The 9,747-nt window shown below is 39.3% G+C and carries 6 protein-coding genes and 1 pseudogene; all 7 read right to left on the reverse strand.

Translation table 11 applies throughout. The features are described 5' to 3' along the window. Window positions 1-347: pseudogene (locus MMG03_RS15625) on the reverse strand (leucine--tRNA ligase); the annotation flags it as partial. 155 nt (window positions 348-502) lie between these two features. Beyond that, entirely contained in the window at window positions 503-685 is a 183-nt protein-coding gene (locus tag MMG03_RS15630) for a hypothetical protein (RefSeq protein ID WP_249506708.1), read from the reverse strand. Window positions 686-723: 38 nt separating this feature from the next. Next, entirely contained in the window at window positions 724-1,182 is a 459-nt protein-coding gene (locus tag MMG03_RS15635) for a hypothetical protein (protein WP_249506709.1), read from the reverse strand. A gap of 5 nt (window positions 1,183-1,187) precedes the next feature. Next, on the reverse strand, window positions 1,188-1,727 hold the full coding sequence (locus MMG03_RS15640; RefSeq protein ID WP_088637352.1) for a HEPN domain-containing protein: 540 nt from the start codon (window positions 1,725-1,727) through the stop codon (window positions 1,188-1,190). A gap of 26 nt (window positions 1,728-1,753) precedes the next feature. Beyond that, window positions 1,754-7,276 carry an ATP-binding protein gene (locus tag MMG03_RS15645; protein ID WP_249506710.1) on the reverse strand — a complete coding sequence of 1,841 codons (5,523 nt, stop codon included), beginning with the start codon at window positions 7,274-7,276 and terminating at the stop codon, window positions 1,754-1,756. 9 nt (window positions 7,277-7,285) lie between these two features. Next, window positions 7,286-8,842 (reverse strand): methylation-associated defense system protein MAD7, encoded by a 1,557-nt coding sequence (gene mads7 / locus MMG03_RS15650; RefSeq protein WP_249506711.1) that lies wholly within the window; start codon window positions 8,840-8,842, stop codon window positions 7,286-7,288. Between the two features lie 13 nt (window positions 8,843-8,855). Next, window positions 8,856-9,482: a hypothetical protein gene (locus tag MMG03_RS15655; protein ID WP_249506712.1), complete on the reverse strand. Its 627-nt coding sequence runs from the start codon at window positions 9,480-9,482 to the stop codon at window positions 8,856-8,858. Between the last annotated feature and the right edge of the window lie 265 nt (window positions 9,483-9,747).

The following is a 9,747-nucleotide window of genomic DNA, read 5'->3' on the forward strand; positions in this document are numbered from 1 at the left end:
TACAGCAAGTGGAGCACAGCGTGTTCTGCACCGCCCACATAAAGGTCGACGGGCATCCAGTACTTTTCAAGTTCCTTGGCCAGGAATGCGTCACCGTTGCAGGCGTCGATATAGCGGAGGTAGTACCAGCAGGAACCAGCCCACTGCGGCATGGTGTTAGTTTCGCGGACACCCTTGCGGCCATTAGCGTCAACAACGTTCAACCATTCAGTTGCGTTGGCCAGCGGAGACTGACCGCCGTCACCCGGCTTGTAGTCCTGCAGGTCCGGCAGCTGCACGGGGAGTTCTGCATCGTCGACGGTAGAGATTTCGCCATCTTCCCAGTGGATGATGGGGAACGGTTCGCCCCTTTGCATTTGGGCGTTCCCCACTGGCGTGGGTCGGGCTATATTTTAGGGGCAGCCACCTTCGCTTCGCTCGCCGCCCGCCTCCTAAAACCGAGCCCATGGTCTCGGCCCCAAGGGGTCACCATCCCTAACGCGGAAGCGAACATCAAAACGTACTATGACAATTCCTTGAAATCAAAGACAAAATCTTCATTATTCATAGCAAGCCATCGAAGATAATTTATGTCAAATCCAGCAATTTCCTTGATGCTTTGCCCTTTGTATTTCCCATAGGTCAACTCATCTTCTGGATGAAGGGGCTTAATGCTTTTATTCCTTTCCTCCATCACTTCATCCATATCAAAAAAGATGTGTTCCGCATTTTCTTTAGCCCACTTTACCCACCCCCAATCAGAGCGGATACTTCGGTCAAAGTCTTTCCCTTATGCTTGCCGATTTCCAAGACATCGTTTACGCCATAAATTTTTGTAGGCTCCGCTGTCGTTTCTCCCAGAATATCAAGAAGCACCCATGAACCACAAGCGGCACACGGAATCCCCTGCGGCTCGGTATCACTCATTTTGCACCAACTTTGCTCGGGGTTGTTTTCCGTAGCATCCGCACGTTCTCCATTCCTGAAATAGAATCCATAGGCGTAACCGTACTTTCCGCCTTTACCACCAGGCTTTACCTCATGGACTTCAACAAACTGCGACCGATACCAATCGGAAACCCGACCATCAGGAAAGCGCTGCGAACGGAACGGCAACGTTCTACCGATATTGTAATAGATAGAGATAAGGCTATTGCGCTGCCCTTTCTGATTGATTGCCTTTATAAGTTTTTCTTTATCCATATATATCAAAGGACCTTTTCTACATATGCATCAAAAGTTTTTACAAGTCCTTCTAAAAAGGTAATGCATTTGGACAAATCATCTTTCTTTACTATGTGAGGTTGCGGATTTGTCGAAACACCTTTTGCATGGTGCACAATCTCACCACGCAAGGCAATCCATTTGTTCAATTGTTCTCGCGATTTAGCTGGCTCATAATTACTCCATTTCCAGCCTTCCGTAACATCTTCAATTCCCAAGAAATCCTTGTATAATTTCTTTGTTTTGTCGGATGTCGGCGTATTGAATCGTTTTAATTCTTCATCTAATTTCTTTTGGAAAAAATCTCCTAGCGAGCATCCTTTTATCAACTTCATCTGCAGCGACAAGGACTCCGTCAAGCGATCCTCCACGTATGTTTCCCATGCCGTAAAAGCCATGACAAGTCCGGCACGTTTCAACACCTCAGCATTTTCAGGATTTGATTTACTCTGTTTGTCAAACATATCTAAAAGATTCTTTGAATCTTGGATGGATACATTAAATTTTTCTAGGGATTTAGACATAGGCTTTCTCTTTTTTCATAAATTCTTTACTTCACCGCATTTATCGTATCGCCGCCATGCTTGGTGACACGTGGGCGAATCGATATTTTCACAGGCCTTTGCGTAAACATTCTATCCGTAGCCTTATTCGCCCACAAGAATGCTTCACCAGATGTAAGCGAAGACATAGCCGTAGGTGTAAGCGTCTGCAACGCTGTAATCGACTTTTGAACATGCTTTACCCAAGCCGGTGAACTAAACTTGTGCATTATTACAACAGAGCTAAGTTCAATAATTTCGCTTGGCAAGCTCATCGGATCCTGGCTAGCAATCATGATTGAAACGCCTTTATGTCTCATTTCGCGAATTGCAGTAGTAATAGAACCGACAAGATCTTTATCGTTCATATATTTATGAGCTTCATCAAAAACAATGAACTTGTTAAACTGTTTGCCGTCAACATCCTTGACACTTGCAAATATATTGAGCATTACAACAAACAAACCAAGAGCTTCGTTCTTTTCGATAAATTCGTCTCGCAAGTCAACAATGATTAAACGGCCTGGACGCATATATTGTTTTAGCAATTTGTCATTCAAGATATACTCGGAAGCAAAATCAAGTTTTTGCGATGCCAAATTCTTTTGTGCATTTGACAAATATGAATCTTGGTTAACTCCCATTCTAATATTGGTTAAAGTCATGTCATGACGGCAGGACTTCATTATCTGTTTCAAAGCCTTGACATATGTAGAATCATTGCCCATTGCACCAAGTAGGAACATCCAGTCTGCAACATTTAATTCGGACGCCGCAAATCCAATGGGAGCAATTTCAATATCAGGATATTCGGATTTTCTCTTTTCAACTTGACTCTTGGGCGTCAAAAGCAAAACATCTTTTACAGATCCGGCTTCTGCACCATATTCATTTTTTAAGCGAGCAAGTTGTTTTTCATCATCATTTGGATAAACCATTGATGTGAACTCAGGGGCGTAATCCATACTCTCGCTATAATGGAAAATGACGCTAGCAAGAGGCGCTGGCAACTTGTTCACTTTGCTAAACTGTTTCAGGGTCATTTCTGCAACAGTTCCAATTGTATAACTTTTTCCTGCACCCTGAACACCAAATAAACTGACAGTATTGCATTCATTCAAGTCAATACCAACCGGCCTTTTATTGTCTATCGTTTTTCCGAGTATCCCAAATTGCGGCGAAAAATCAGTTTTTCCAATCAAAACATCGCATACAGGTAGTTCATAACAGGCATCACCTGCTTCCTGTTTTTCCACACCATTATTTTCATCTGATTTTGGTGCTGTTTCTACAATGGGGATCTGTCCTGATGCAGAAATTTCTGATGTCGGTACAGAAACATCTGGAACTGTTACAGGTTTGTCCTCAACCACCTCCGAACGCTTCTCCGCCGTCTCTGGCAACACTTCTGATGTTGAAGAAACTGCCGATTCTGACGAATTTGCAGTAGAAACTATATTCTCAATATCTTCAGTCTCTTCGAATTCTGGTTCAACAGGCGTTTCTGCAGGTAAATCACCGCCATCACGTAGGGTTCTAATTCGAACAATTGAATCCTTGCGATTTGGTTCAAAAGCGTTACAAAACTCCTTATCGTTATCAAGTTGTTTCAGGCGTTCCGTATTCAATGTCGCATTATCACCCAGAATTTCGCTAATGACAGATTCTCCCATTGTGAAAATACAACTATCACCTTCAAAACTCTTCTTTTGGCGTTCATGCTGACTAAAGTTATAAATCACGCCAATCTGTTTGAATTTCAAATTGAAATCTATTTTTTCCAATTCGGACAAGAACATCAGATATTCTTCAGCAACAATCGAATCCAATTGAGCATAACGCAGTGACCTCTTGATATAGAAGCTCAGCAAATCAACCAATTCCAAAATCTGCAATTCTCTATCTAGTCTTTCTGGACTTCCATCTAGCGGTTTTCCAAATCGTTGCTGCAAGGCCGACACTGTATTGATGAGTTGAGCTTGTATTTTACACTTCAAGTCATTTTCTTCGCTTTCACTCAAAGATTTTCTGCACTTTATTTCAACAATGGTAAATACTATTTCTTTGGATTCAATATCAATATTTACAAGCAAGTTGTCCGCACGTTCACGGTCTCCTGTATCAAGATCTGCAAAAAGTTCCTGATGCAAGTCGATCGGAATAATAAACGCCTCTTCAAGCAATCCTTTTTTCTTTAGGAATCGTTTCGTTAGCGTTGTGCCTAGGACTTCAAAAGCCTTGTTTCTTGTCGTTCCTGCTTGCATTATGAGAGAACTGCTAACAGTTCTTACATCTTCAAGTAATTCCAAGAACTGTTCATTGCCAGACAAATCAATTCCATACTCGCTAAACATTGGCTTCATTAGCCCCTCAATTTCACTTGTGGGCTTAGAAGTCAAGAAAGCGGATGTTCCTACAGATTCTTGTCCTGGAATATAGTCCAGCAAATAAGGAATCTTTTGATTTTCTCCCGAATTTGCCGGGAGGTCAAAGAATTCAGGCCCCATATTTTTATCGAATGTCACCACCCAATCAGAAACATCGTGAACTAAATTAAGGAGAACACGGTCAGATTCCTTCAAAACTAATGTTGTCGTCGGCAAAGAACAGTCAATGGTATTAGACATAATCTTACCCACCAAGTTTTGAATATTTGCCAACAATGAAATTTCTGTATTGGCAAATTCATCTACAGGATTTGGCAATATTTTTTCGGATATATAGCGATACCATGTAGAATCGTTTCCATTTTCTTCATAAGATATAACGCTACGGCAAATTAAGGAATTCAAATAGAACGATCTATCCAGTTTATTGGGCCGCACCAAAGAAGATTGTATCTGGAACGGATTTATCAAGAATGAAATATGAGCTTGATAATGGTTCGGGTCTTGAATAAATTGCTGCGTATCATTCAAGGAGAATCGTATTTTCGGGAAAAGTCGATTACGCGACGCTTGCGAAAAGGCCTCCGCACCTTCAGCAACATTGGATTCGGGATTTATAAGTTCTCGAAGAGCACTTCCGGATTTTATCAAATTTGACTCTGAAAAAATTCTTATTTCATAAGTCAATGCGGAGTTTTTCAATTCAATCGACTTCAGTGCATTAACAAAAGAAATCGCATCGCCCGCATTAAACAAGTTCAGAACCAATTTTTTCGCATAAGGATGCGATTTGGCAAACCGGTTGATGTATTTTTCTACCAATTCAGCACTAACATCGCTGTCAATAATCTTATCGCTGGAGATATTGAGCAAAGACGATGTATAAGCCTTTATTTGCCTTGCATCAGAAGACAAAGATTTGTCCTTGCTTATTGCGGGGCGAGAATAAATTCCCCATCCAAATGTTATTTCACCAATATATTGATACGGGTCTTGTAATTTTTCATCAGCCAAGATTAATGGAGCAACATCCATTTTCAGTTTGCCGTAGAAAAGCTGGTCCAGCTTTTTTGTCCAAGATTTCCGATATACATCAAACTCTTTTGTGCTGTTTTCCCAATTTTGAAACAAGCCCCATAGATTTACCATCCAACCCAAACGAAGTGGGTGTAAAGGCGAAATAAGGCAAACATCGGTGTAAGTTCCGTTAGGAAGTTCCACCTCCAATTTAACCATGTCAATAAACTGAACTGCAACAGAGTCACTTTCCGAAAGGTTCTGGGCCGACAAATCAGCCAACCAGGAATTATATTCCGCCAAATAATTTATAATCAAGTCTTGGTTATTTGTAATATCAAATGTTTCAAGCAAGCCAGAATCTTCTTTTGCTGACTGCGAAATAATCTCAAACAATTCAGACCTTAATTTTTTCAATTCGTCCGGAATTATATCTTGAGACACAGCGCTGAATCGTATACTTTGCAAATTTACATCAGTTATATTCGCACCGACTGTAGCATTGATATATCCAAACGTATCTCGTTTTTTCAAGAAGGATGTTTCTAGAGCAATAAGTTTCTTTGGCAACTGTATTTGAAACGCAAATTTAGACGACAAATCAAACTGGAAAATGTCATTCAAGGAACCATGCTGCCAACCATTTTTGGGTTCATCGTATTCATTCAGTTCAATTTCTTTATCGCTCACTAACAGCGATACTCGTTGACGGATGAACCCCTGCAAAAATGTATTGACCTTTGCTCTTTTTTCAACTTCTTCAGACTCTTCAAGTTCGTCAGAAGATACGACATTGTTTATTGTAAACACGATGGTTTCATTACAATAGGCAGCCTGATTATCCAATCGAAATTGTTCTTTGGACTTTTCCGGATTTTTAGCCTTTTCTTCCTCCCATTTACTTTGTTTTTCTTCGTCCTTAAAATCATTGTCAACATTAAGAACAACATTGTTTTCGTCAATAGCATTGACACGAAGCATATAATCGCCGGATTCGTATGCTTCGTTTTCAATATTAACGGACATTTTGCGTTTGGCACTTTTTCTATTGGCGCCAAGTTTCGCTTTCTTTAGCGTATCCACCAACGTAAAGTCTTCACGCCTTATCAAGCATATTTCAAACGCCATAATATCTGGGTTTTGCGCTGGAGCTGGATCAACAATAACTGTAAAAGAGATTTTTCCTTTCTTCTTTCCATCCTTAATGTTTAGCACCAAATTTCCAGTAGGGTCTTTTATTAGTTCTTCACCATCCTTTTTGCCAGGCACCAAATCAGCATAGACCTTAACATTTTTCTTGTTTACAGCAACTGTGAGATAGTTTTTCCATCTAGAGAAATTAAGTTTAGGATATTTCTCATAAATTCTTTTGCAAAGTTCAATGCTATCACGAACATCTTTTTCTTTTGTCAAGAAATTAATAACTTCATTTTGAATGGAATTCGGGCTTAAAGGAAGCTTATTGACTCGATCTAATTCTGTCAGAGAAAAATCACAGAGCAGAGATGTACACATCTCAAAATTCAATTTGAAATAACGTTTCAGGTCCTGTTCATTTTTCGCCAAATCCGAATCAGGAATCATCCCCATAAATTGGAGACCATCACCCCACGATTCCAAAGAATAATTTTCAGCATCAACAAAAAGTAAATAGTTCACCAAATTGCTTAAATCATCCGATGCAAATAATTTAAACTCAGCAAAAGCATTAAAAAATATCTGAAAGAGATGCGATTTATCTTGGGGAATTTTGGAAAGCAAAAAGGCAAAGAACTCTTTCTGTAAATCCGACACAGACAATTCCTGAAACGCCGCACCATAGGAATCTTCAGCAGATGTTGAACTATCCGATGGAATCAAGGCAAGAATTGCATCAGGACTTTCATTTCTGAGTTCAATCAATTTCGAAGCATGGACATAATCATCACCCGAAAGTGAATCCGAAAGAATAAACGTCTTGACAGACGGATTTATTTTTCGCAGCGGAGCAATTATCCTTTGAAGTTTGTCAAGCGACAAACCCGTAATTTTCATTCGGTGTCCCGGCTTAACTTCTTTAATACTTTTCTCATAACGCAAAACAACGAATCCGAGAAACTTGTCGTAATACAATTCCTGAATACTCATGACAACACCTTAGTTAAAATTGTAACGGGGACGGATTTTTTGCAACAAGTAGGCATCGCTCAAATCCGTATAGAAACCGATTTGTCGCAATTTATTCTTGAACGCATCCATATTTTCCTTAAATGCAGAACATGTTTCCACATCTGCATTCTTAAATCGAGAATCACCAATACCATTGATGATCAAGCCATACCGAGAACGAATCAGTCGAGCCAATTCATCAATAGACAATGATCTTGATTGATATTTTCCGTCATCAACAGGTTCCAGAACCAATATCTGAACAAGCGTTTCCAGCAGTTTTGATCCTAAGGCTCCGCGCCTTGGATATTTTCTAGAACGGCCATCCGCAAGTAATTTAGAAGGAGAATTTTTCATTGAAACAGCATCAATAAACTCCCTTAGATATTTATACTGAGAAAAGCCAAGGTTCGATGATTCTAACAAATAAACAAATTTTTGGAAAGAGGAAAAACCATTAAAATACTTAAATTGTTCTTCGTAATCTTTTTTATCAAATTCTTTATCGCTTTCACTGGGCAATTCGCTAACAACATCCTGCAAACGAATGTTAAAATACTCATCCTTCAGGCCCTCTTTTATTTTTCTAAGAGTTTGCGCAATAGAAACCTTCGTGTCATTTCTAGAAAGCCAATTTTGAGCAACATCTATCGAGTAGGTCGCTCTAATATATTGACGATAATAATTTTCGTTCTTTTCAAAATCTTCTTTAGCATATTTTGAAATCTTGCTATTCAGATTATCCGTCACATCAACAATCAGCGACCAATCGTCTTCGACATCAATCCTTCCTTGGTCAACCATTTGAGGCAATAGATAGACCAACTTCATTGTATATAAAGTAAGATGAAACCCACAAAGAATCTTGAAGTATTCAATAAATACAGATCTTGGTAATTTTTCTTGATATACAAGAAGTCTTCGAATATCATCATTAAAAAGGTCAGATTGCTTTCGCAACAATGGTTCAGGAGTTTCCCTAGTATTGAGAGATCTTGTTTCTTTTAGTCCCTTAACTAAATACAGAATCCCCGTTGTATCAACATCAAGATCAGCACATCGTACAGCAGAATTTGTACCCGTATCCCATCCTTTACAAAGATATTGTTTTAATCCAGAATGGACTTCAGGGCAACAGCGTAACATAAAGTAAAGCTGATCTGATGTATTGTAATCACGACAATACTTAAGGTTTTGAATTCTAAAACTCAACAAATGCATTGGCTTAAGACTAGAGACCTTTTCCTTAACAACATTGCCGCGAAAAACCATCTCTAGCAAATTACTACGTAACCAATCCTCAACCGCATCAGAATTTTTAAACGCATTAGAGACAAGACCTTCTTGTTCTAAAACATCTACATATCCCATCAATGATTTTATGTTGTGTTCTGTCTTCACCTTTAACGTCAGCGTTACCCCTTCCGTATAAATAAGCATAAACAATTTTGTAAGAACTCGTTCAAGAACAACACGTTTCGTATCAACAGCAAAAATCTGAGGATTACGGAATGTCACCGTACCTTTTTTCAACTTCAACATCATACTAGTTATTCTCCTACTTTAAGGCTTCGAATACAATATGTTTATTCTCGTCAAGACGAATAATGGTAAACTTCTGATTATTCTTGGTGACAATAATTTCCTTATAGGTTTTGCTCTGCAACAGGTTCTTAAATACTTGCAACTCAATAAATCGACCCTGCAAGTCATTTACAGAAGGGCTAAAACCATTCTGGATAAATTTGAGCATTTCATACAAGTCTAGCGAAACGGTCAACTGAATATACTTTTCGTTTTTATGTCGGAACACAAAGCTATCACTTTCATACTCCACATACTGTGTCAAATGGTCAGTCTTGTTCACAAACAATTCAAATTCATCTATCGGGAATCTTCGATAACTTTTTGATATCGGATCATTCGACTGCGAGCTGGCCAAAAGAAGATGAGCCTTTGACAATTCTTCATTTTCGCAACCTTCGCTAATGGAAATAGCCTTTGCCAAATTCAGTTTAGATTCTGCCAACTTGTCCGCACTTTCATCACGTAGAGATTCGTAAAAATCTGTAATGTAGCGATACGGCAAGCGACGTTTGAATTTGAGGTTACCTTCAAAGTATTGATGTCGAACAAAAACCTTCTGTACGCATTCAATTTCATTACGTTCTTTTTCATCATCCATTTGCCAAATCGGCTTCATCGCCACCGCATTGAATTCGTCTATGAGGCTCTGTTTTCTATCGCTAAACAACAAATAATTTGAGGCATCATCAACATGTGTGGAAGCATTTAGGCAGCCTTGCTAGATGATTCTCTCGATTCCGATTCCCATTCGTAGGCTATCTTTACATCTACATAGGAACAGCTCAACATTATCAGCGACAGCATGTTGTTCATGTTCCTGAAGCCATAGGCAGTCCGTATCAGTAGCTTTATCTTGTTGTTCG

The organism is Fibrobacter sp. HC4, assembly GCF_023373925.1.
In the GTDB taxonomy this organism is placed as follows: Bacteria; Fibrobacterota; Fibrobacteria; order Fibrobacterales; family Fibrobacteraceae; genus Fibrobacter.

Coding starts and splice junctions, on each gene's coding strand:
- MMG03_RS15630 (WP_249506708.1), bottom strand. CDS start 685: ATGGATGAAGTGATGGAGGAAAGGAATAAAAGCATTAAGCCCCTTCAT.
- MMG03_RS15635 (WP_249506709.1), bottom strand. CDS start 1,182: ATGGATAAAGAAAAACTTATAAAGGCAATCAATCAGAAAGGGCAGCGC.
- MMG03_RS15640 (WP_088637352.1), bottom strand. CDS start 1,727: ATGTCTAAATCCCTAGAAAAATTTAATGTATCCATCCAAGATTCAAAG.
- MMG03_RS15645 (WP_249506710.1), bottom strand. CDS start 7,276: ATGAGTATTCAGGAATTGTATTACGACAAGTTTCTCGGATTCGTTGTT.
- mads7 (WP_249506711.1), bottom strand. CDS start 8,842: ATGATGTTGAAGTTGAAAAAAGGTACGGTGACATTCCGTAATCCTCAG.
- MMG03_RS15655 (WP_249506712.1), bottom strand. CDS start 9,482: ATGGATGATGAAAAAGAACGTAATGAAATTGAATGCGTACAGAAGGTT.